Below are 20698 nucleotides of genomic sequence, written 5' to 3' on the forward strand. Positions count from 1 at the left end.
CACCGTCGGTAGCGTCGGCGGCATGAAGGCATCACGCACTCGCCCCGAACGGCTCTGGCACCGGCCCTTCCGCAGGTCCGACCGCAGGTGCGCGGCGCCCGAGGGCCAGGCCACCCGGCCGCCCGCGCTCACCGGCGGCCCGTACCGGACCGTGCGGCCGCACCCGCCCGCCGTCCGCGCCGCCGGTCCGGCGCCGGAGACCCCGTCCCGACTGTCCCTGCCGGATGGGACCGGGCTGCTGCTGCGCCCGGCCGGGCCGGCCGACCGGGCGGCGGCGCTGGCGATGCACGGGCGCTGCTCCCCCGCCGCGCTGCGGCTGCGCTACCACGGCCCGGTCCGCGACGCCGGCCGCTACCTGGACCACCTGCTGGACCCGCGGCACGGCCGCAGCTACGCGGTGGCCGCCCCGGACGGGCGGATCCTCGCGCTCGGGCACCTGATGTGGGACGACGGCGAGGCCGAGCTGGCCGTCCTGGTCGAGGACGACTGGCAGCGGCACGGGCTGGGCGCGGCGCTGCTGCGGCGGCTGTCGGCGACGGCCCGGGCGGCCGGCGTCCGCACGGTGTACGCGGTGACCCAGGGCGGCAACACCGGGCTGATCGCCGCGATGCGACGGCTGGACGCGCCGCTGGACTTCCGGGCCGAGGACGGCACCCTGGTGATCACCGCCACGCTGGCCGCCGGGGATCCGGCCGGCTGCGCCCACCATCCGGGACGCTGATCATTTCTTCACCAGATCCTTACCCGGGCAGGTCGGGAACCCGACGGTGGTCGTCGAGCGTCGTCAAAGCAGTAGGGGTTCGGAGCCGAACCCTTGGGGCTGCTCCGTACACCGCTCTCCCCGACAGGCCGTCAGCAGCACCCGCGAGCGCGTCGCAGCAGGCGGCACGGGGTCCGGATCGTCCGGTCGGGCGACGGAGTCGGTAGGCTGACCCCCGTCCCCGCCGCCCGACGGCCCGTTATTCGGCCACGGGTGGTGCCGCAGCAAGGAGGAACCACTGAGCATGGCAGGCACCGAATCGGAGCCCACAGGCGCACGCGACGCCTCGCTGCCGGCCCGCGCCAAGATCGCGGTCACCGCCGGCCGGGTCGCCGCCGCCGTGTCGCGCAAGGCCGGGCGCGGGAGCGGCTCGGTGATCGGCGGCAAGGTCGCCCTCAAGCTCGACCCCGACCTGCTCGCCACCCTCGCCGAGAACCTCGACGTCGTCCTGGTCAGCGCGACCAACGGCAAGACCACCACCACCCGCCTGATCGCCGAGGCGCTGCGCGCCGCCGGTCCGGTGGTCTCCAACGCCCTGGGCGCCAACATGCCCGCCGGCATCACCTCCGCCCTGGCCGGCGGCAACGACGCCCGCTTCGGCGTGATCGAGGTCGACGAGAAGTACCTGGCGATGGTCGCCCGCGACACCCGCCCCAAGGCGATCGCCCTGCTCAACCTCTCCCGCGACCAGCTCGACCGCGCCGCCGAGACCCGGATGATGGCCGAGAAGTGGCGCGAGGGCCTCCAGAACACCGAGGCCGTGGTCATCGCCAACGCCGACGACCCGCTGGTGACCTGGGCCGCCTCCTCCTGCAAGAAGGTGGTCTGGGTGGCCGCCGGACAGGCCTGGAAGGAGGACGCCTGGTCCTGCCCCGCCTGCGGCGGTGTGATGCAGCGCCCCGGCGACGACTGGTTCTGCCAGGACTGCGGCTTCCGCCGGCCCAACCCGCACTGGGCGCTCCAGGGCACCCACGTGATCGACCCGCAGCGCGGCGCCTGGCCGATCCAGCTCCAGCTGCCGGGCCGGGCCAACCTGGCCAACGCCACCAGCTCGGCCGCCGTCGCCGCCGTGTTCGGCGTCGCCCCGCAGGTCGCCCTGGAGCGGATGCGCTCGGTGGCCGCCGTGGCCGGCCGCTACGACGTGGTCCAGTACCAGGGCCGGGACATCCGCCTGCTGCTGGCCAAGAACCCGGCCGGCTGGCTGGAGACCTTCTCGCTGATCGACGGCCCGCCCGCCCCGGTGATCCTCTCCGTCAACGCCCTCGACGCCGACGGCACCGACACCTCCTGGCTGTGGGACGTCGACTACGAGCGCCTCGCCGGGCACCCGGTCTTCGTGATGGGCCAGCGCAAGCTGGACCTGGCCGTCCGCCTGGAGGTCGCCGGACTCCAGTTCCACGTGGTCGACACGCTGGAGCAGGCCGTCCGGATGGCCCCGCCCGGCCGGATCGAGGCCATCGCCAACTACACCGCCTTCCAGCAGCTGCGGAAGGTCGTGGCCGGCTGATGCCGCGCCCGCACACCAGTCTTTACGTGACGGAAGGCCTTCGAGGATGAGTGAGAGCAGCCTGCGCGTGGTCTGGGTCTACCCGGACCTGCTCAGCACCTACGGCGACCGGGGCAACGCCCTGGTCGTGGAGCGCCGGGCCCGCCAGCGCCACCTCAACGTGACCCGGATCGACGTCCGCTCCGACCAGGCGATCCCCACCAGCGGCGACATCTACCTGATCGGCGGCGGCGAGGACCGCCCGCAGCGCCTGGCCGCCGAGCGGCTGCGCGCCGACAGCGGCCTGGTGCGGGCCGCCGAGAACGGCGCGATCATCTTCGGTGTCTGCGCCGGCTTCCAGATCATGGGCCACGAGTTCATCAACGACCTCGGCGAGCGCGAGCCGGGCCTGGGCCTGCTCGACGTCTGGACCACCCGCGGCGAGGGCGCCCGCTGCGTCGGCGACGTGCTCGCCGACGTCGACCCCCGGCTCGGCCTGCCGCAGCTGACCGGCTTCGAGAACCACCAGGGCGTCACCCATCTCGGCCAGGGCGTGCAGCCCTTCGCCACCGTCAGCGTCGGCCGGGGCAACGGCACCGGTGACGGCACCGAGGGCGCCTGGCGGGACACCGTGTTCGGCACCTACCTGCACGGCCCGGTGCTGGCCCGCAATCCCGCCGTGGCCGACATGCTGCTCAAGCTGGCGCTGGACGTCGCCGCGCTGCCGCCGGCCGACACCACCTGGTACGACGCGCTGCGCGCCGAGCGCATCGCGGCCGCGACGCGTCCCCAGTAGTACATCCGTACGCCCCGGCCGGGTGCCCGCCATGCGGTCACCCGGTCCGCGGGCGGCCCCGGACGTACCACAATGGGGCTGCCTACTGCACACCCTCCTCGGCAGCAGGCTGCAATTCCGCGCGGGGGCGCCGACGGCGCCGCTCCCGCGTCGGCTCCTGCCCGGCCGGACCAGGGGCCGTATGCTCGACTTCGCGGCCGTTTTCGGGCGTTCTGTCCGGATCGGCCGGTCCTTCACCCCGCGGCCACCTCCCCGCCACCACGGCGAGGGAGCGCCCCGTTACGGTGACGGCTCGTCGTCCCAGCCTGTAGTCCGGCCGTTCCTCGGTTCTGCTCGGGAGTTGCAAAGCTAATGCGTATCGGAGTGCTGACCAGCGGCGGTGACTGCCCCGGCCTGAACGCGGTGATCCGCTCCGTGGTCCACCGGGGGGTGGTCGACCACGGCGACGAGATCATCGGGTTCGAGGACGGGTGGCGCGGTTTCCTTGAGGGCCACCACCGCCCCCTGACCCTGGACTCGGTGAGCGGCATCCTGGCCCAGGGCGGCACCATCCTCGGTTCCTCCCGGGTCCAGCCGAGCCACCTGCGGGACGGCGTCGAACGGGCCAAGAAGTACTGCGCCGACCTCGGCCTGGACGCGGTCATCCCGATCGGCGGCGAGGGCACCCTGAAGGCCGCCAAGCTGATGAGCGACGCGGGCCTGCCGATCGTCGGCGTGCCCAAGACCATCGACAACGACATCGCCGCCACCGACGTGACCTTCGGCTTCGACACCGCCGTCTCGGTCGCCACCGAGGCGCTGGACCGGCTGAAGACCACCGCCGAGTCCCACCAGCGCGTCATGGTCGTCGAGGTCATGGGCCGGCACACCGGCTGGATCGCGCTGAACGCGGGCATGGCCGCCGGCGCGCACGCCATCGTCGTCCCGGAGCGCCCGTTCCACATCGACAAGCTCACCGAGGTCGTCCGCGAGCGCTTCGACCGCCAGAAGAAGTTCGCCATCGTGGTCTGCGCCGAGGGCGCCAAGCCCGAGCCCGGCACCATGCACTGGGAGGAGGGCACCAAGGACATCTACGGCCACGAGCGGTTCACCGGCATCGCCACCCAGCTCTCCCGCGAACTGGAGCACCGCCTCGGCAAGGAGGCCCGCCCGGTGATCCTCGGCCACACCCAGCGCGGCGGCACCCCGACCGCCTACGACCGGGTGCTCGCCACCCGCTTCGGCTGGCACGCCGTCGAGGCCGTCCACAAGGGCGCCTTCGGGCACATCACCGCGCTGCAGGGCACCAACATCAACCTGGTGCCGCTGGCCGAGGCGGTCGCCGAGCTGAAGACCGTGCCGCAGGACCGCTACCTGGAGGCCGAGACGGTCCTCTGACCGCCCCCGCCCTCCCCGGAGGCCCCCGGCCCGCCCCGCGCGGCCCGGGGGCCTCCGTACGTCCCAGGCCTCCGTACGTCCCGGGGGCGCCTGCCGCACCCGGCGGGCGTCCGGCGGCCCCCGCCGCTAGCGTGTCCGGCATGGAGATCCTCGCCTACGGAGTGCAGGCCGACGAGCGGCCGCTGCTGGAGCAGGCCTTCGCCGGCCGCCACGGGCTGCGCTGCCTCGACGTGTTCCTCAACCGCGACACCGCCCCGCTGGCCGCCGGCTACCCGGCCGTCAGCAGCAGCGTCAACGCCGTCCTGGACGCCGAGACCCTCGCCGTCCTCGCCGCCGGCGGCACCGAGCTGATCGCCCAGCGCTCCACCGGCTTCAACAACATCGACCTCGACGCGGCCGCCGAACTCGGCCTCACCGTCGCCCGGGTCTCCCACTACAGCCCGTACTCCGTGGCCGAACACGCCTGGACCCTCGCGCTGGCCGTCAACCGCCGCCTCACCCGCGCCGCGAGCCGCTCCCGCGAGTTCGACTTCCGCCTCGACGGGCTCCTCGGCCGCGACATCCACGGCATGACCGTCGGCGTCATCGGCACCGGCAAGATCGGCGAGTGCTTCGCCCGCATCGCCGCCGGCTTCGGCACCGAACTCCTCGGCTGGGACATCGCGCGGAACCCCGCCTGCCTCGACCTCGGCATGCACTACACCGAACTGCCCGAACTCCTCTCCCGCGCCGACCTGGTGAGCCTCCACGTCCCCCTCCTCCCGGCCACCCACCACCTCATCGACGGCGCCGCCCTCGCCCGCATGAAGGACGACGCCATCCTCATCAACTCCAGCCGCGGCGGCCTCGTCGACAGCGCCGCCCTGGTCGAGACCCTGCGCGCCGGCCGCCTCTCCGGCGTCGGCCTCGACGTCTACGAGGAGGAGACCGGCGTCTTCTTCACCGACCGCTCCATCGAGGGCATCACCGACGACACCCTCGCCCGCCTCGTCACCTTCCCCCAGGTCCTCGTCACCAGCCACCAGGCCTACTTCACCCGCACCGCCGTCGGCCAGATCATCGACGCCACCGCCCGCAACATCGACGACCACGCCGCCGGCCGCCGCAACGAGAACACCCTGGTCCCCAGGAACTGACACCGCGGATGGTGACCCGGGTCACGGGAACCGGTCCTCCCGCCCGGACAAGGCATGACGTGAACCATCCACACTCCCGGCTCCGGGCCGGGAACCCCGAAGCGTTCCGCGACCTCTTCCGGGACCACGCCTCCCTGGTGTACCGCCACGCCGTGCGCGTGACCGGGAACTGGGCACTCGCCGAGGACGTGGTCTCGCTGACCTTCCTCGAGGCCTGGCGCCTGCGCGGGAAACTCCGCGACGAGGGCGACAGTCCACGCCCCTGGCTCATGGGCATCGCCGTCAACGTGCTGCGCAACACGACGCGCGCCGCCCGCCGCCACAGCGCGGCCCTGGCCCGCATGCCCGCGACCGACCCGGTCCCCGACTTCGCCGACGAACTCGTCGGCCGCATCGCCGACTCCGAGCAACTCGCCGCCGCCCACAAGGCCTTGGGGCGCCTGCGGCGCTCGGAACGCGAGGTCTTCGCGCTCTGCGTCTGGTCCGGGATCGGCTACGCGGAGGCGGCGGCCACCCTCGGCATACCCGTCGGCACCGTACGCTCGCGCCTCTCCCGCGCCCGCACCCGACTGCGCAGACTCGCGGCCGAGGAACTGCGCGCCGCGCAGAAGAACACGGAACCGCTCCCGATCCCCGGACAAGTACAGGGCAGCCGCAGCACCGCGGCCCGGCCGCACAAGGAGACGCACCGATGATCCGCAACTCGCGGCGGCACACCGAACCGCTCGACCACGCGGAACTGGCCCGTCTACTGCCGGCGCCGGCCGATCCCCGCCTGGCGGCCGACCGCCAGGACCTGCTCGAGGAGCACCTGATGAGCGAGATCCACCGGCCCGACCAGGCCGCCCCCGCGGCCGCCCCGGTACGGCGCCCGCTGCGCCGCACCGTCCTCTTCGCGGCGCCGGTCGCCGCGGCCGCGGCCCTCGCCGTGGTCGTCTCCCTGAACACCCCGGCCGACACCGTCGGCTCCCCACGGCTGGTCAGGGCACCCGTCGTGCGGATCGAGGAGGGGAGCACCGTCCAGCTCGCCTCGACGGTCCACGCGATCGCCGCCGCCGCGACGGCGCGCACCACGCCCCAGCCCGGACCGGGCCAGTTCGTCTACGTCAAGAGCCAGGTCTCCTTCATGGCCACCCGTCACAACGTGGACACCGGGGAGTCCGCCACCTGGGTCCAGCCGCTGCACGACCGCGAGGTGTGGAAGTCCCCCGACGGCACCAGGGGCTGGCTGGACGAGCCGGGCTACCAGTCGAAGGGCGGCATCACGCTGGACACCAAGGAGCCCCGCGAGCAGCTGACCTACCAGTGGCTCGCGGCCCAGCCCGCCGACCCCGACGCGCTGCTGAAGTCCGTCTACTCGACGGTGAGCGGCGACCGGGACCACGACCAGCAGGCGTTCAACGAGATCGGCTCCATCATCCGCGAGCAGCTCGTCCCCTCCGCCCTCGCCGCCGCGCTCTACGAGGCCGCCGGCAAGATCCCGGGCGTGGTGGTGGTCGAGCACGCGCAGGACGTCTCCGGCCGCGACGGGATCGCGTTGGCGCGGCTCGACCCCCAGACCGGCGAGCGATCGGAGTGGATCTTCGATCGGGAGAGCCACCAGTACCTCGGCAGCCGTGGCGTGCAGGTCCGGGAGGAGTACGGCATCAAGCCCGGCACCGTCGTGGAGCGCACGACCATCGTCACCCGGGCCGTCGTCGACGCGAAGAACCAGCGCCCCGGCGCCGGGCAGGCCACGGCCTGACGGTCCCACGCCCGATGGGGGCCGCCGGCCGCCGCAACGGGAACACCCCGGCACCGGCGGCCCCTCAACGATCGGGCCCACCTCGTCGGTCATCGGCGGAGCCGCCCCCGCCGAGCAGGGCGGCGGCCACCTGGTCGAAGTACGGTGCCACCTCGGGCAGGGTCGCGGCGGCGAGCACCTCGCTGCGCACCACGGTCCGCACCACGCTGATGCCCAGCAGCCAGGCGCTGAACAGCTCCGCCCGCAGATCCGCGTCCGGCCCGTCGACCAGGGCGCGCAGGCCCGCGATGTAGGTGTCGCACACCTGGTCGTGCAGCTGACCGCGGATCGTCTCGTCGCCGGCCGACCGCAGCATGGCGATGAACGGGTGGTCGCCCACCGACTCCGGCCGTTCCTCGCGGAGGATCATCTCCAGCAGCCTGTAAGGGAGTTGGCCGGGCGGGCCGGCCAGCACGGCCCCGGCCTCCTGCGCGTCCTCGGCCGACGCCTCCTCGAACAGCTTCCGCTTCGAACCGAAGTACCGGAACACCAACGAGGCGTCCACGCCCACGTCCTGGGCGATGCCGCGGACGTTCGCCCCGGCGTAGCCCTCACGGCCGAAGTGGACCCGGGCGGCCGCCAGCAGGGCGGCTCGGGTGGCCTCCCGGTCGCGCTTGTGGCGCGGCGGCCGGCCGCTCGACGGTGCGCTCACGGCATTCTCCCGGTGGATCGACAGGTGCTGCGGCATCAAGTCATCAGCTGTTGACATGGTATCCCGGCGCGATTAGCTTCGACCGAGTCATCAATCGATGACTTGGCGGCGCGCGTATGCGCATGCCTTCCCACAGGTCGGTTCCCGCCGCACCGGCGTTGCCCGCCGCGAGTTCTCCCGTGTTCACCGTTCCGTGGAGGTCCCAGCGTGAAAACGATTGTTGTCTCGGGTGGTACGGACGGCATCGGCAAGGCCGTTGCCCTGACGCACCTGGGGCGCGGCGACGAGGTCGTCGTCCTCGGCCGCAACGCCGAGAAGGGCGCCGAGGTGCTCGCGGAGGCCGAGCGCATCGGCGCCGGGGACCGCGCACACTTCATCGCCGCCGACCTCAGCCTGGTCAGCGAGACCCGCAGGGCCGTCGGTGAGATCCGGGACCGGTTCGCCGGGATCGACGGACTGGTCCTGTGCGCCCAGCACTTCCGCTCGTCGCGCCTGGTCACGACCGAGGGCTTCGAGCACACCTTCGCGCTGTACTACCTCAGCCGCTTCGTCCTCAGCCACGAACTGGCCGACCTGCTGGCCGCCGCACCGGCGCCCGTCGTGGTCAACGTCTGCGGCCCGGGCGTCGACTTCGGCGAGATCCGCTGGGACGACCTGGGCCGTGAGCGCGACTACAGCGGCATCGACGCCCTGATGCAGGGCAGCCGCCTCAACGACCTGCTCGGCGTCGGGTTCGCCCAGCGGCGGCCGGCCGGTCCGGTGCGGTACGTGCTGCTGAACCCGGGCAGCGTCCGCACCGGCTTCTCGGGTGAGTACGACCCGGTCATGGCCGAGCAGATCGAGGCCGCGCGGCGGAACGCCAGGCCGGTGGAGGAGGGGATCGTGCCGGTCCTGGCGGCGCTCGACGCGCCGCCCACCGAGATCATCTCCGCCTCCATGACGGGCGAGCCGCTGGAGCTCACCGGCCCCGCCTTCGACCCCGAGGCGGCGCGGCGCCTCCACGAGCTGACCACCGCGCTGCTCGCCGACGCGGCCTCCTGAACCGGGACCGGGAGGACCCCGGCCGCGACGCCCGCCTCCCGGCGGCCCCTCAGGGCCGGCCGAGCGCCCGGCGGTACCAGGGGGCAGCCTCGGGGAGGCGGGCCAGGGGGCCGGGGCCGGGCGGGCAGGCGGCGAGGTGCCAGATCCGGTCGCTGCGGTACCAGTGGTCGCGGGCGATCAGGCCGAACTGCCGCTCGGAGACCCGGCCGGGCGCGGCGGCCAGCAGTCGGCGGCACTCCTCCCAGGGGGTGTCCGGGCCGTCCGGGGCGGGCAGCAGGCCGAGGGCGGCCAGGGCCGTGAGCAGGTCGCCGCCGCGGACCGGGTCGGGGTGCGAGGCGTGGTGGACGCCCGGCGGGGCGGCCTGCCCGTCCAGGGCGAGCGCGGTGATCAGCCGGGCCAGGTCGGCGCGGTCGACCATCGAGAGCCGGGTGCGGCCGCCCTCCCAGCGGACCGGCACCCGGCGGACCAGCTCGGCCAGCGCGGGCACCACCCAGCGGTCGCCGGTGCCGGTCACCAGTCCGGGGCGCAGCACGCACCCGCCGGCCGCCAGCGCGTGGCGCTCGCCGAGCAGCCGGGTGCGGCTGGCCTCGGACACCGGGGCGGGCGGCACCTCGTCCACCTCGATGCCCTGGTGCGGGCCCTCGCCGTAGACCGCGGCCGTGGAGAGGTGGACGATCCGCCGCACCCCGGCGCGGGTGGCGGCCGCCATCAGGGCGGCGGTGCCCCGGTCGTTGACCGCCTCGCACTCCTCGGCTCCGCCGTCGACCCGGGAGGCGAGGTGCACCAGTGCCCCGGCGCCCGTACAGAGCTCCGTGAGCGCCGCCGGGTCGGCCAGGTCGCCCGGGACCCAGGCGGGGCCCGGTACGGCGTCCTGGGGCGGTGTGCGGGCCAGGGCGCGTACCCGGACGCCGCGCGCGGCGAGGGCCGCGAGCACGCCGGAGCCGATGAAGCCGGTCGCCCCGGTCAGCGCGACCGTGGTGGGCGCCGCGGGGCCGTGTTCCGTCGCCATCTCCGAGCCTCCTGTCGAATCCCCGAGCCCTCGGACTCCGAGCCCCGAGCCTCCCCGCCGACCGGCCGGTCAGTCTAGCCAGGAGGCGCTCCGGTGGGGAGACACCCGTACGGAGGGGGTGGGGGGATGGCCCGGGGTAAGGCCCACCTAGGCTGTATGTCAAGCAAAACGGGCGAACCGGACCCGCGTTTTGGACCACGAGGACGGAAAGCAGGACCCGCCGATGGGCGACGGAATGTCAGGAATGCACCACCACGGCGGGATGACCCAACTAGGCCCGTTCAGCTTGTCCAACGTCTGGACCTGGTCCCCCGACTGGGTGTTCCTGCTCGGCGGACTGGTCCTCCTGGGGCTGTACGCGGCGGGCGTGGTGCGGCTGTACCGGCGCGGCGACCGCTGGCCGATCGGCCGGGCGGTCGGCTGGGCGGCGGGTGTCGCCACCATGCTGCTGGTCACCTGCACCGGGCTGAACGACTACGGCATGGTGCTGTTCAGCGCGCACATGATCCAGCACATGGTGCTCTCCATGCTGACGCCGATCCTGCTGCTGCTGGGCGCCCCGATCACGCTGGCGCTGCGCGCCCTGCGCCCGGCCGGCAAGGGCCGTCCGCGCGGGCCGCGCGAGCTGCTGGTGGCGCTGCTGCACAGCCGGTACATGCGGATCGTCTCGCACGCGGCGTTCACCATCCCGATGTTCATCGCGAGCCTGTACGGGGTCTACTTCACCCCGCTGTTCGACTTCCTGATGCAGTACCGCCTCGGGCACATCTTCATGATGGTGCACTTCCTGCTCACCGGTCTGGCCTTCTTCTGGCCGATCATGGGCGTGGACCCGGGCCCGCACCGCCCGGGCCACGTGATGCGGATCATCGAGCTGTTCATGGGGATGCCGTTCCACGCCTTCTTCGGCGTGGCGGTGATGATGGCGGGCCACCCGCTGGTCACCACCTTCACCGTGGAGGGCGCACCACCGGGGACCAACCTGCTGGAGGACCAGAAGCTGGCCGGCGGCATCACCTGGGCGTTCGGCGAGATCCCGACCGCGATCGTGCTGATCGCGCTGGTCTACCAGTGGATGGGCTCCGAACAGCGGCAGGCCCGCCGCCGCGACCGCTCCGAGGAGCGCACCGGCGACGCCGAGCTGGAGGCGTACAACGCCTACCTGGCCTCGCTGCACAAGCGCGACCGGCGCCCCGGCTCGGCTCCGGCCGCCCCGGCCGCCCCGGTGGCGGGCGCCACCCCGGCGGCCGAGGCCGGCTGAGGCCACCCCACCACTCACCGCGGAACGATCGTTCCCGGGAACCCCCGTTCCGCCTCCGGAACGGGGGTTCCGCCGTTCCGGGAGCGCCCCGGAACGGTCGTTCCGCCGCAGGCGTTCGAACGTATATGCACGTCCTGCTGTTCGTCGCCGTCCTGCTCTGCGGGTCCGTCCCGCTCTGGCTGCTCGGCTTCCTCGGCCTGGCGCTGTACCACCGCCGCCGGCCCGTGCCGGCCGGCTCCGACTACCTGGTGGTCCTGGGCGCCGCGCTGGAGGGCTGCGAGCCCGGGCCCCCGCTGGCGGCCCGGCTGGACGCCGCGCTGGAACGTTTCGCCGCCGAGGAGGCCGCCGGGTACGCCCCGCTGGTCGTGGTGACCGGCGGGAAGGGCCCGCACGAGGACTGCACCGAGGCCGCCGCGATGGCCCGCTACCTGGTCGCCCGGGGCGTCCCGGCCGAGCGGATCCGGCGCGAGGAGCGAGCCGTGAACACCGCCGAGAACCTGCGTTTCAGCGCCGCCCTGATGGCCGCCGAGCGCCCCGGCTACCGCTGCACGGTGGTCACCAACGGCTTCCACACCGTCCGCTCCGCCCTCGCCGCCCGCCGGGCCGGCGCCCCCGCCGCCGTGCTCGGCGCGGACGGCCCGCTGGCGCACGGCCCGTACCTCCTGCTGCGCGAGGCCGTCGGCACCGCCCTCGCCCTGTGGCGCCCGCACGGGGCCGCCCTGCTCCTGGTGGTGGCGGCGGCCGGGGCCGGGGCACTGCTCGGACTGTCCTGAGGACGGTCCCGGAGCACAGCGACCCAGGTGCCGGGCCCTGGATCGTGTCGCACCCCTCCGCCAGGATGGAGGCGGAACCGAGTGCGGAGGGGGCACGAGCGTGTCCAAGTGGAGCACGTTGCAGCGGGCCTGCGTCCTGGTGGCCCTGGCGGCCGCCCTGGTCGCGGCGGTGGTGGGCGGGCTGGCCGCCTGGCAGTGGGTGTTCGACGACCCGGGGTGGCTGTCCTGGCACGGGTGGGTGTTCGGGGCCGCCCTGCTGGCGGGCGCGGCGGCCTCGGGACCGTTCCTGCGGTACGAGGTCTCCCCCGGCGCGGTCGTGGGCATCGGCCTGTTCCTGCTCGTGCCGCCGCTGGTCGGCGTCCTGATGGCGGCGTCCGCCACGGACGACATCCGGAGCTGGATGCGCACCGACAAGGCGGTGACGGCCACCCTGAGCGGCTGCCACGTCTCCGGTTCGGAGACCCTGGAGAGCGACCGCGGCCCGATCGGCTCGATCGACGTCTACAGCTGCACCTACCGCTGGACGGCGGCCGGGCAGGACTGGGAGCAGGTCCGCCGCTCCCACGACGGCGACCACCCGGACGGCCATCGGGAACAGGTGTGGGCGGACGGTTCGACCGGCGAGGTGGCCGAGCACCGGCCGGTCAGGATCGGCATGGGCATCCTGGTCGCGCTCGCCTGTCTGGTCGGCACCGTGCTGGTGTGGGGCGGCCAGGCGCTCCTGCTGCACGAGACCGGCCTGCTCGGCCGCCGTCGGCCGGCCGACGCCTGAGCGCGGAGGAGGCCCCCGGGCTGGTCCGTACGGACCGACCCGGGGGCCTCCGGTGCCTCAACTCGCCTGGATTCAGCCGAGGTTGGCGAGCGCCTCGTTGAAGGTCTTCGACGGGCGCATCACGGCGGCGGCCTTGGCCGGGTCCGGCTGGTAGTAGCCGCCGAGGTCGACCGGCGAGCCCTGGACGGCGATCAGCTCGTCCACGATGGCCGACTCCTGCTCGGTCAGCGTCGCGGCCAGGCCGGCGAAGGCCTGGGCCAGCTCGGCGTCGTCGGTCTGCTGGGCCAGCTCCTGGGCCCAGTAGGTGGCCAGGTAGAAGTGGCTGCCGCGGTTGTCGATGCCACCGAGGCGGCGGCTCGGCGACTTGTCCTCGTTGAGGAAGGTGCCGGTGGCGCGGTCCAGGGTGTCGGCCAGCACCTGGGCGCGGGCGTTGTCCGTGGTGGTGGCCAGGTGCTCGAAGCTGGCGGCCAGCGCGAAGAACTCGCCGAGGCTGTCCCAGCGCAGGTAGTTCTCCTTGACCAGCTGCTGGACGTGCTTCGGGGCGGAGCCGCCGGCGCCGGTCTCGAACAGGCCGCCGCCCGCCATCAGCGGGACGACCGACAGCATCTTGGCGCTGGTGCCCAGCTCCAGGATCGGGAACAGGTCGGTCAGGTAGTCACGCAGCACGTTGCCGGTCACCGAGATGGTGTCCTCGCCGCGGCGGATGCGCTCCAGCGAGAACGTGGTGGCGTCGACCGGGGACTTGATCTCGATCTGCAGGCCGGTGGTGTCGTGCTCCGGCAGGTACTTCTTGACCTTCTCGATCAGCACCGCGTCGTGGGCGCGGTTCTCGTCCAGCCAGAACACCGCCGGGACGCCGGTGGCGCGGGCGCGGGTGACGGCCAGCTTGACCCAGTCCTGGATCGGCAGGTCCTTGGTCTGGCAGGCGCGGAAGATGTCGCCCGGCTGGACGGCCTGCTCCAGCACCACGTTGCCCTCGGCGTCGACCAGGCGGACGGTGCCCGCGGCGGCGATCTCGAAGGTCTTGTCGTGCGAGCCGTACTCCTCGGCCTTCTGGGCCATCAGGCCGACGTTCGGCACCGAGCCGATGGTCGCCGGGTCCAGGGCGCCGTGGGCGCGGCAGTCGTCGATGACGGCCTGGTACACGCCGGAGTAGCTGCTGTCCGGCAGCACGGCGAGGGTGTCGGCCTCCTTGCCGTCCGGGCCCCACATGTGGCCGGAGGTGCGGATCATGGCCGGCATCGAGGCGTCGACGATGACGTCGCTCGGCACGTGCAGGTTGGTGATGCCCTTGTCGGAGTCGACCATGGCCAGGGCCGGGCCCTCGGCCAGCTCGGCCTCGAAGGAGGCCTTGATCTCGGCGCCCAGGTGCGGCACGTTGTCGAGGCCGGCCAGGATGCCGCCGAGGCCGTTGTTCGGGTTCAGGCCGGCGGCGACGAGCACCTCGCCGTACTTGGCGAAGGTCTTCGGGAAGAAGGCGCGGACCACGTGGCCGAAGATGATCGGGTCGGAGACCTTCATCATGGTGGCCTTGAGGTGCACCGAGAACAGCACGCCCTCGGCCTTGGCCCGGGCGATCTGCGCGGCCAGGAACTCGTTCAGGGCGGCGACGTGCAGCACCGAGGCGTCGACGACCTCGCCCGCCAGCACCGGCACCTTCTCGCGCAGCACGGTGGTGGTGCCGTCCTCGCCGAGCAGCTCGATGCGCAGCGCACCGTCACCGGCGATCACGGCGGACTTCTCGGTCGACCGGAAGTCGTTCTCACCCATGGTGGCGACGTTGGTCTTGGAGTCGGCCGTCCAGGCACCCATGCGGTGCGGGTGGGTCTTGGCGTAGTTCTTGACCGACTGCGGGGCGCGGCGGTCCGAGTTGCCCTCGCGCAGGACCGGGTTGACGGCGCTGCCCTTGACCTTGTCGTAGCGGGCGCGGACGTCCTTGTCCTCGTCGGTCTGCGGGTCGTCCGGGTAGTCCGGCAGGGCGTAGCCCTGGGCCTGGAGCTCGGCGACGGCGGCCTTGAGCTGCGGCACCGAGGCCGAGATGTTCGGCAGCTTGATGATGTTGGCGTCCGGGGTCTTGGCCAGCTCACCCAGCTCGGCCAGCGCGTCGCCGATCCGCTGCGCCTCGGTCAGACGCTCCGGGAAGCTCGCGATGATCCGCCCGGCCAGGGAGATGTCGCGGGTCTCCACGCGCACACCCGCGGTCGAGGCGTACGCCTGCACCACGGGCAGGAACGAGTAGGTCGCCAGGGCCGGAGCCTCGTCGGTGTGCGTATAGATGATGGTCGAGTCAGTCATCGGTACTCCGCTTCACGTCTCCAACGTCTTGACGTCAAGATATCTCGTCACGGGCCTCCGACTCCACCTCCCCCCGTTTCCGGGCGCGCACCGGCCCGGTCGGCGGGCGCCCCGGCCCTCCCGGAGGGGCGTTCCGACGGGCGGCGTGGAGGACGGAACGGAGGTCGTGACGGGGGACGGGTTCCACGGTCGTCCGGGTCGGGGCGCTCGGCAAGCGGAGCGCCCGACCAGTGGTTTGGTCCACTCGGGTGAGCCGAACGTCAGGAGTGCGTCAACGCACGACCGCATTCGGTCAACGGCGCGTCAGGACCGGAGCCTCCCGGGCCGGGTCGACCTAGCGTCGAGGCAGTAGTTCCGGCAGGCACCACCACCCCACTCGGGAGCATTCGCATGGCCCGCGCCGTCTGGCACGTTCCGGTCACCGTCTCCGGCACCGGAAGCACCACCGCACTCCGCCTGTTCCGCCTGCGCGACGGCCGCCGCTGTGCGGTCGGATTCTCCAGCCCCGAGGCCCTCGCCGCCCTCCTCGGGCCCGACCAGGCCCGCACCGAGCTCGGCGAGCCCGCCCTCCGCGACCTCACCGCCCCGCTCGGGATCGACACCCTGGTACTGGACCCGCGGCTGGTCGCCCCCTCGGTCGCGGCCCCCTCCGCCGCCACTCCCTCCGCCACGGCCCCGTCCAGGACCGCCCCGCCCGGCCGCGCCCCCGTCGCGGCGCCCTCCGCCCCGGCCCCGACCGTCCAGTTCCAGCACCGGTGACCGCCCCGCTCCGGCTCGTCCCGGACGAGCCGGACCCGGCGGGGCGGGCCCGCCCGGCCCGGGCGCTGCACGCGATCGCCCGGATCAGCCACGGCCCCGTCCCGCTCGACTTCGACCGCCTCGCGGCGGAGTTCCCCGCCGTCCAGAGCGGCCTGGCCCTGGCCGGTGAGGCCGACCTCGAACTGCGCCTCGCCTGCACCGGCCCCGAGGAGTTACGGACGATCTCCACCGCGCTGTACCGCGCGGGCGCCGCCAAGGTGCGCGTCGACCTCGTCCTGCGCGCCCTCACCCCGGCCCCGGTCACCCTGCGCCCGGTGCCCTGACCGACCCCGTACGGGCTTCGCGCCGCGCTCCCCTGCCCGGGAGCGGGGCGCGGGGCCCGTACGGCGCTCACTCCTCCCCGGGCCGCGGGTTCGGGTTGACCGCCTGGCCGTCGATGGGCTCGCCCCAGGCGTCCTCGCCATCCGCGTCGACGCAGTAGCCGCTGCCCTCGACGTGCCCGCCCGCGCCCCGGCACTGGTCGGCGGTGACGTCCCGGCGCCCGGTCGCCGCCGCCGGACCGGCGGCGGCCACGGTCCCGGCCGCGGTGAGCGGGAGGAGCAGGAGGGCGGAGGCGGTCGCGGCGGCCACCCGGGCCGGCAGTGAGCTGTTCATGCGGACCACGACAGCACGCCACCGGACCCCCGGCGACCACAGGACGCCCGCCCGGGTGGCCCCCGCCCTCCGCCGCTCCCGCGCCGGAGCCGCTACTCCCGCGCCAGCGCCGCGATGGCCGCGAGCAGCAGCGCCGAGCCCGCCAGCAGGCCCGCCGTCAGCGGCTCGCCGAGGCAGAGCACGCCGATCACCGCCGCGGTCGCGGGCTCCAGCAGGACCAGCACCGCGGCCGTCGTGCTGGGCACGGTGGTCAGGCCGGTGAAGTACCAGCGGTAGGCGAACAGGGTGGGCACGGTGCCGAGGAAGAGCAGCGCCACCGCGGTCACCAGCGGGTCCCCGTCGACCGGCAGGACGCCCTGGACGCCCTGGACGGCGACGAGCGGAAGCAGGCAGAGCAGCCCGGTGGTGAAGGCGCCGGTGCCGGCCCGGGCCGAGCCGCCGCCCCGGGCCCAGAGGGTGAGGCCGCTCTGGCCGGCGCCCGCGAGGACGGCCAGCGCGACGCCGAGGGCCGGGCGCGGGCCCGCCGCCGGGGCGGCCACCAGCAGGGCGAGGCCGGCCAGGGCCAGGGCGACCGCGGCCGCCGTTCGACGGGTCAGGCGTTCGCCGAGCAGCAGGTGGGCGCCGAGGCTGGTGAACACCGGGCCGGCGCCGATGGTGATCAGGGTGCCCAGCCCGAGGCCCGCGTACCGCACCGAGCCGAAGTAGGCGCACTGGCTGACCGCCAGACCGAGCCCGGTCAGCGCGGCGGCGCGCCACCCGGCGGCGCCCCGCCCGGCGCGCGGCCGGCGGCCCGGCAGCAGGGCCAGGCAGAGCGCGGCGACGCCGAAGCGCCAGCAGGAGACGCCCGCCGGGCCGAGTCCGCTGGTGCTCATCAGCAGTGCGGAGACGGCGCCGCCGACGCCCCAGGCGACGGCGGCGGCGGAGATGGACAGGAGGCCGCGCCGGAAGGGCACGGCGGTGTACGAGGTCATGCGTCGGTACTCCACGATGAGTTGCCGGTTCAGGTCCGCTGGGTACGCGGGCGGCAGTCATCGCCCCGGCTGCGGGCAGTCCCGTCGGGCCGGAGGAGGTGGAGTGGGCCGCCCGCTAGCGGGCCGGCGGGGGGAGGATCACGAATCGCACGGGGCCAGCCTACGCGCGGTCCGGCCCCGGCGTTCGTGATCTTTCCTTCGCCCACGGACGGGACGTACGGTCGTCCTGGCCGGGACTCCCGGTGGCACGTCCCCTCGACGAAGGAGCGGAACACGATGGACCAGCTGACGTACGACGAGGTCGAGGCCGCCGGGAAGCGGATCGCCGGGCGGGTGCGCCCGGTGGCGGTGGCACCGGGGGACGACGGCGGACGGACCTGGCTGGCGCTGGAGTTCCTCCAGCACACCGGCAGCTTCAAGGCGCGCGGCGCGCAGAACTTCCTGCTGGCGCACGCCGAGGCGGGCACCCTCCCGGACGCCGGGGTGACCATCGCCTCGGGCGGCAACGCCGGGCTTGCCTGCGCCTGGGCGGCCCGCGAACTCGGCGTCCGGGCAACGGTGTTCCTGCCCGAGACGGCCTCCCCGGTGAAGCTGGCGCGGCTGCGCTCGTACGGCGCCGAGGTACGGCTGGCGGGCCGGGAGTACGCGGAGGCACTGGCCGCCTGCGAGGAGTTCGCGGCCGGCAGCGGGGCGCTGTCCTCGCACGCGTACGACCACCCGCTGATCGCCGCCGGCGCCGGGACGGTCCTGTCGGAGATCCGCGCCGGGGTGCCCGGGCTGGACACGGTGGTGGTGTCGGTCGGCGGCGGCGGGCTGTTCGCCGGCGTGGCGGTGGCGGCCCGCGAGCACGGCATCCGGGTGCTCGCCGTGGAGCCGACGGGCAGCCGCGCGCTGAACGCCGCCCTGGCCGCGGGCCGCCCGGTGGACGTCCCGGTGGACTCCGTCGCCCAGGACTCGCTCGGGGCCCGTCGGGCCACCGCCCTCGCCGTGGACGCCGCCGCGCACGAGGGCGTCCGGTCGGTGCTGGTCGACGACGAGGCCATCGTGCGCGCCCGCCGGCAGCTCTGGGAGGACCGCCGGATCGCCGTCGAGTACGCGGCCGCCACGGCGCTCGCCGCCGTCGACCGGGCCGAGGGCGAGCGCGTCGCCGTGCTGCTCTGCGGCGCCAACACCGACCCGTCCGATCTGGTGGACTAGCGCCGCTCCGCTATACGGAGCCCACTATTCCCATCCTCGGGAATTTCCCCTATCATGCGACCCCGCACGGCGCGGCCCGAATTTCGGTCGGATCGATCGGATACGTAATATGCCGGGCGCCATAACGCCCCCTACCTGCAAGGACGTCCAGAAAAGAATGTAAACATTCAGTAATGAAATCTGTGCAGAGGGGGCTGAAAAGTCCTAGTGTGTGGCAACTCTCATCGCTCCGCCCACCCCGGAGTCCCCACACACAGAGAGATCGTTCATGGCTTCCCTCAACCAGATCTCGCCGCCCGGCCAGGGCACCGGTTCCGAAACCGGAACCGCCCAGCGGTCACTGCGCCGCCACGTCGGCCTCGTCGGCCTCATGTGGGCCTCGGTCGGCTCGATCATCGGCTCCGGCTGGCTGTTCGGCGCCAAGGAGGGCGTCGTGGCGGCCGGCCCGGCCGCCGTCGTCTCCTGGGGCATCGGCACGGTGGCGATCGTGCTGCTCGCGCTCGTGCACGCCGAGCTCGGCAGCATGTTCCCGGTCTCGGGCGGTACCGCGCGGTACCCGCACTACGCCTTCGGCGGCCTCGCCGGGATGTCCTTCGGCTGGTTCTCCTGGCTCCAGGCGGCCACCGTCGCGCCGATCGAGGTCGAGGCGATGATCGGCTACGCCCGGCACTGGCCCTGGGCGGGCGGCCTGCTCAACGACAACAACACCCTCACCGCCAGCGGCTTCGCCGTCGCCACCGTGCTCATGGCGGTGTTCGTCGCGGTGAACTTCCTGGGCGTGCGCGTCCTGGCCCGCACCAACAACGTCGCCACCTGGCTGAAGATCTTCGTCCCGCTGTTCACGATCTTCGTGCTCGCCGTGACCAACTTCCACGGCTCCAACTTCACCTCGCACGGCTTCGCCCCGTTCGGCGCCCAGGGCGTGCTCGCGGCGATCAGCACCAGCGGCATCATCTTCGCCCTGCTCGGCTTCGAGCAGGCCATCCAGCTGGCCGGCGAGAGCCGCAACCCCAAGCGCGACATCCCCCGCGCCGTCCTCGGCTCGGTCGCCATCGGCGCCGTGGTCTACACCCTGCTCCAGGTCGTCTTCATCGGCGCGCTGCCGGTCAGCTCCTTCGCCAACGGCTGGGACAAGCTCGACTTCCCCGGCATCGACGGCCCCTTCGCGGGCCTCGCCACCACCGTCGGCCTCGGCTGGCTGGCCTGGGTGCTGTACGCCGACGCCGTGATCTCCCCCGGCGGCAGCGGGCTGATCTACACCACCTCGACCTCGCGCATCTCCTACGGCCTGAGCCGCAACGGCTACGCCCCGCAGCGCTTCGAGGAGCTGGACAAGAACGGCGTGCCGTGGTTCGGCCTGGTCATCGCCTTCGTCACCGGCGTGATCTGCTTCCTGCCCTTCCCGAGCTGGCAGGAGCTGGTCGGCTTCATCACCTCCGCCAGCGTGCTGATGTACGCCGGCGCCCCGCTGGCCTTCGGCGCGATGCGCCGCCGGCTGCCCGACCGCGAGCGCCCCTACCGGCTGCCGGCGGGCGGCGTGATCTCCCCGGCCGCGTTCGTGGTCTCCAGCCTGATCATCTACTGGTCCGGCTGGCACACCCTCTCCCGCCTGGGCATCGCGATCGTGCTCGGCTACGTCCTGCTCGGGAGCTACGCCGCGTACGCGATCAGGAAGGGCCTGCCGAACGCGCCGCGACTGAGCTGGAAGGCCGCCCAGTGGCTGCCGCCCTACCTGATCGGCCTCGGCCTGATCTCCTGGCTCGGCGGCTTCGGCGACGGCATCGGCCGGATCCCGCTGTGGACCGACATGGCCCTGGTGTCGGTGTTCTCGGTGGCCATCTACTACTGGGCGATCCGGGTGGCGCTGCCGGCCGAGGAGATCGAGCAGGAGGTCGCCGACGTCGAGGTGGTCGACGAGGGCGGCCACTGACCGCCGACGAACGACAGGACGGGCCCGCCGGCCGTGCGACCGGCGG

General features: G+C 73.6%; 20 protein-coding genes. 15 read left to right on the plus strand and 5 right to left on the minus strand.

Annotated elements, in window-relative coordinates; all coding sequences use genetic code 11:
* Positions 1–22: 22 nt before the first annotated feature.
* From ACFVU7_RS20225 to ACFVU7_RS20255, 7 genes are all read left to right on the plus strand, one after another.
* Entirely contained in the window at positions 23–721 is a 699-nt protein-coding gene (locus tag ACFVU7_RS20225) for a GNAT family N-acetyltransferase (RefSeq protein WP_074004547.1), read from the plus strand.
* Positions 722–1004: 283 nt separating this feature from the next.
* The gene (locus ACFVU7_RS20230) at positions 1005–2267 is read left to right on the plus strand and encodes a MurT ligase domain-containing protein (protein ID WP_049656207.1); all 1263 of its coding nucleotides are present in this window, start codon (positions 1005–1007) and stop codon (positions 2265–2267) included.
* A gap of 46 nt (positions 2268–2313) precedes the next feature.
* Positions 2314–3042, plus strand: coding sequence for a type 1 glutamine amidotransferase (locus ACFVU7_RS20235; RefSeq protein ID WP_074004546.1), 729 nt, complete (start codon positions 2314–2316; stop codon positions 3040–3042).
* A 351-nt stretch (positions 3043–3393) separates the two neighbouring features.
* Positions 3394–4419 (plus strand): 6-phosphofructokinase, encoded by a 1026-nt coding sequence (locus ACFVU7_RS20240; RefSeq protein WP_074004545.1) that lies wholly within the window; start codon positions 3394–3396, stop codon positions 4417–4419.
* Between the two features lie 140 nt (positions 4420–4559).
* Positions 4560–5555, plus strand: coding sequence for a 2-hydroxyacid dehydrogenase (locus ACFVU7_RS20245; protein ID WP_049656211.1), 996 nt, complete (start codon positions 4560–4562; stop codon positions 5553–5555).
* A gap of 59 nt (positions 5556–5614) precedes the next feature.
* Entirely contained in the window at positions 5615–6250 is a 636-nt protein-coding gene (locus ACFVU7_RS20250) for an RNA polymerase sigma factor (protein WP_380781060.1), read from the plus strand.
* Entirely contained in the window at positions 6247–7299 is a 1053-nt protein-coding gene (locus ACFVU7_RS20255; RefSeq protein WP_388046293.1) for a CU044_5270 family protein, read from the plus strand. The genes ACFVU7_RS20250 and ACFVU7_RS20255 overlap by 4 nt, the downstream gene beginning before the upstream one ends.
* A 64-nt stretch (positions 7300–7363) precedes the next feature.
* On the opposite strand, the gene ACFVU7_RS20260 is transcribed toward ACFVU7_RS20255, so the two are convergent.
* The gene (locus tag ACFVU7_RS20260; protein ID WP_388046295.1) at positions 7364–7990 is read right to left on the minus strand and encodes a TetR family transcriptional regulator; all 627 of its coding nucleotides are present in this window, start codon (positions 7988–7990) and stop codon (positions 7364–7366) included.
* A gap of 207 nt (positions 7991–8197) precedes the next feature.
* Between ACFVU7_RS20260 and ACFVU7_RS20265 the strand changes: the two genes are divergently transcribed.
* On the plus strand, positions 8198–9031 hold the full coding sequence (locus tag ACFVU7_RS20265; RefSeq protein WP_388046297.1) for an SDR family NAD(P)-dependent oxidoreductase: 834 nt from the start codon (positions 8198–8200) through the stop codon (positions 9029–9031).
* 49 nt (positions 9032–9080) lie between these two features.
* On the opposite strand, the gene ACFVU7_RS20270 is transcribed toward ACFVU7_RS20265, so the two are convergent.
* A complete protein-coding gene (locus ACFVU7_RS20270; protein ID WP_388046299.1) occupies positions 9081–10040 on the minus strand; it encodes an NAD-dependent epimerase/dehydratase family protein in 960 nt (319 codons plus the stop codon).
* A gap of 244 nt (positions 10041–10284) precedes the next feature.
* Here ACFVU7_RS20270 and ACFVU7_RS20275 point away from each other — a divergent pair, with 244 nt between their 5' ends.
* From ACFVU7_RS20275 to ACFVU7_RS20285, 3 genes are all read left to right on the plus strand, one after another.
* Complete coding sequence (locus ACFVU7_RS20275; protein WP_082346077.1) at positions 10285–11301, plus strand: cytochrome c oxidase assembly protein; 1017 nt, start codon at positions 10285–10287, stop codon at positions 11299–11301.
* A 125-nt stretch (positions 11302–11426) separates the two neighbouring features.
* Positions 11427–12074, plus strand: coding sequence for a YdcF family protein (locus ACFVU7_RS20280; RefSeq protein ID WP_117492263.1), 648 nt, complete (start codon positions 11427–11429; stop codon positions 12072–12074).
* A 100-nt stretch (positions 12075–12174) separates the two neighbouring features.
* Positions 12175–12846, plus strand: a complete 672-nt coding sequence (locus ACFVU7_RS20285) for a hypothetical protein (RefSeq protein ID WP_380781070.1) — start codon at positions 12175–12177, stop codon at positions 12844–12846.
* A gap of 72 nt (positions 12847–12918) precedes the next feature.
* Here the strand turns inward: ACFVU7_RS20285 and ACFVU7_RS20290 are convergent, their stop codons facing one another.
* The gene (locus ACFVU7_RS20290; RefSeq protein WP_380782647.1) at positions 12919–15141 is read right to left on the minus strand and encodes an NADP-dependent isocitrate dehydrogenase; all 2223 of its coding nucleotides are present in this window, start codon (positions 15139–15141) and stop codon (positions 12919–12921) included.
* 390 nt (positions 15142–15531) lie between these two features.
* On the opposite strand from ACFVU7_RS20290, the gene ACFVU7_RS20295 reads away from it, so the two are divergent.
* Both ACFVU7_RS20295 and ACFVU7_RS20300 read left to right on the plus strand, forming a co-directional pair.
* A complete protein-coding gene (locus ACFVU7_RS20295) occupies positions 15532–15900 on the plus strand; it encodes an SAV_915 family protein (protein WP_117492267.1) in 369 nt (122 codons plus the stop codon).
* A complete protein-coding gene (locus ACFVU7_RS20300) occupies positions 15897–16223 on the plus strand; it encodes a hypothetical protein (RefSeq protein WP_049657428.1) in 327 nt (108 codons plus the stop codon). The genes ACFVU7_RS20295 and ACFVU7_RS20300 overlap by 4 nt, the downstream gene beginning before the upstream one ends.
* A gap of 67 nt (positions 16224–16290) precedes the next feature.
* On the opposite strand, the gene ACFVU7_RS20305 is transcribed toward ACFVU7_RS20300, so the two are convergent.
* Both ACFVU7_RS20305 and ACFVU7_RS20310 read right to left on the minus strand, forming a co-directional pair.
* Complete coding sequence (locus ACFVU7_RS20305) at positions 16291–16554, minus strand: hypothetical protein (RefSeq protein WP_143204646.1); 264 nt, start codon at positions 16552–16554, stop codon at positions 16291–16293.
* A gap of 92 nt (positions 16555–16646) precedes the next feature.
* Positions 16647–17525 carry a DMT family transporter gene (locus ACFVU7_RS20310; RefSeq protein ID WP_074004535.1) on the minus strand — a complete coding sequence of 293 codons (879 nt, stop codon included), beginning with the start codon at positions 17523–17525 and terminating at the stop codon, positions 16647–16649.
* Between the two features lie 276 nt (positions 17526–17801).
* On the opposite strand from ACFVU7_RS20310, the gene ACFVU7_RS20315 reads away from it, so the two are divergent.
* Both ACFVU7_RS20315 and ACFVU7_RS20320 read left to right on the plus strand, forming a co-directional pair.
* On the plus strand, positions 17802–18722 hold the full coding sequence (locus tag ACFVU7_RS20315) for a serine/threonine dehydratase (RefSeq protein WP_049658053.1): 921 nt from the start codon (positions 17802–17804) through the stop codon (positions 18720–18722).
* A 268-nt stretch (positions 18723–18990) separates the two neighbouring features.
* Positions 18991–20652: an APC family permease gene (locus tag ACFVU7_RS20320; protein WP_049658055.1), complete on the plus strand. Its 1662-nt coding sequence runs from the start codon at positions 18991–18993 to the stop codon at positions 20650–20652.
* The last annotated feature ends 46 nt before the right edge of the window (positions 20653–20698 follow it).

The organism is Kitasatospora sp. NPDC058046, assembly GCF_042885595.1.
Lineage (GTDB): Bacteria > Actinomycetota > Actinomycetes > Streptomycetales > Streptomycetaceae > Kitasatospora.

Coding starts and splice junctions, on each gene's coding strand:
- ACFVU7_RS20225 (WP_074004547.1), top strand. CDS start 23: ATGAAGGCATCACGCACTCGCCCCGAACGGCTCTGGCACCGGCCCTTC.
- ACFVU7_RS20230 (WP_049656207.1), top strand. CDS start 1,005: ATGGCAGGCACCGAATCGGAGCCCACAGGCGCACGCGACGCCTCGCTG.
- ACFVU7_RS20235 (WP_074004546.1), top strand. CDS start 2,314: ATGAGTGAGAGCAGCCTGCGCGTGGTCTGGGTCTACCCGGACCTGCTC.
- ACFVU7_RS20240 (WP_074004545.1), top strand. CDS start 3,394: ATGCGTATCGGAGTGCTGACCAGCGGCGGTGACTGCCCCGGCCTGAAC.
- ACFVU7_RS20245 (WP_049656211.1), top strand. CDS start 4,560: ATGGAGATCCTCGCCTACGGAGTGCAGGCCGACGAGCGGCCGCTGCTG.
- ACFVU7_RS20255 (WP_388046293.1), top strand. CDS start 6,247: ATGATCCGCAACTCGCGGCGGCACACCGAACCGCTCGACCACGCGGAA.
- ACFVU7_RS20270 (WP_388046299.1), bottom strand. CDS start 10,040: ATGGCGACGGAACACGGCCCCGCGGCGCCCACCACGGTCGCGCTGACC.
- ACFVU7_RS20275 (WP_082346077.1), top strand. CDS start 10,285: ATGCACCACCACGGCGGGATGACCCAACTAGGCCCGTTCAGCTTGTCC.
- ACFVU7_RS20280 (WP_117492263.1), top strand. CDS start 11,427: ATGCACGTCCTGCTGTTCGTCGCCGTCCTGCTCTGCGGGTCCGTCCCG.
- ACFVU7_RS20290 (WP_380782647.1), bottom strand. CDS start 15,141: ATGACTGACTCGACCATCATCTATACGCACACCGACGAGGCTCCGGCC.
- ACFVU7_RS20295 (WP_117492267.1), top strand. CDS start 15,532: ATGGCCCGCGCCGTCTGGCACGTTCCGGTCACCGTCTCCGGCACCGGA.
- ACFVU7_RS20305 (WP_143204646.1), bottom strand. CDS start 16,554: ATGAACAGCTCACTGCCGGCCCGGGTGGCCGCCGCGACCGCCTCCGCC.
- ACFVU7_RS20310 (WP_074004535.1), bottom strand. CDS start 17,525: ATGACCTCGTACACCGCCGTGCCCTTCCGGCGCGGCCTCCTGTCCATC.
- ACFVU7_RS20315 (WP_049658053.1), top strand. CDS start 17,802: ATGGACCAGCTGACGTACGACGAGGTCGAGGCCGCCGGGAAGCGGATC.
- ACFVU7_RS20320 (WP_049658055.1), top strand. CDS start 18,991: ATGGCTTCCCTCAACCAGATCTCGCCGCCCGGCCAGGGCACCGGTTCC.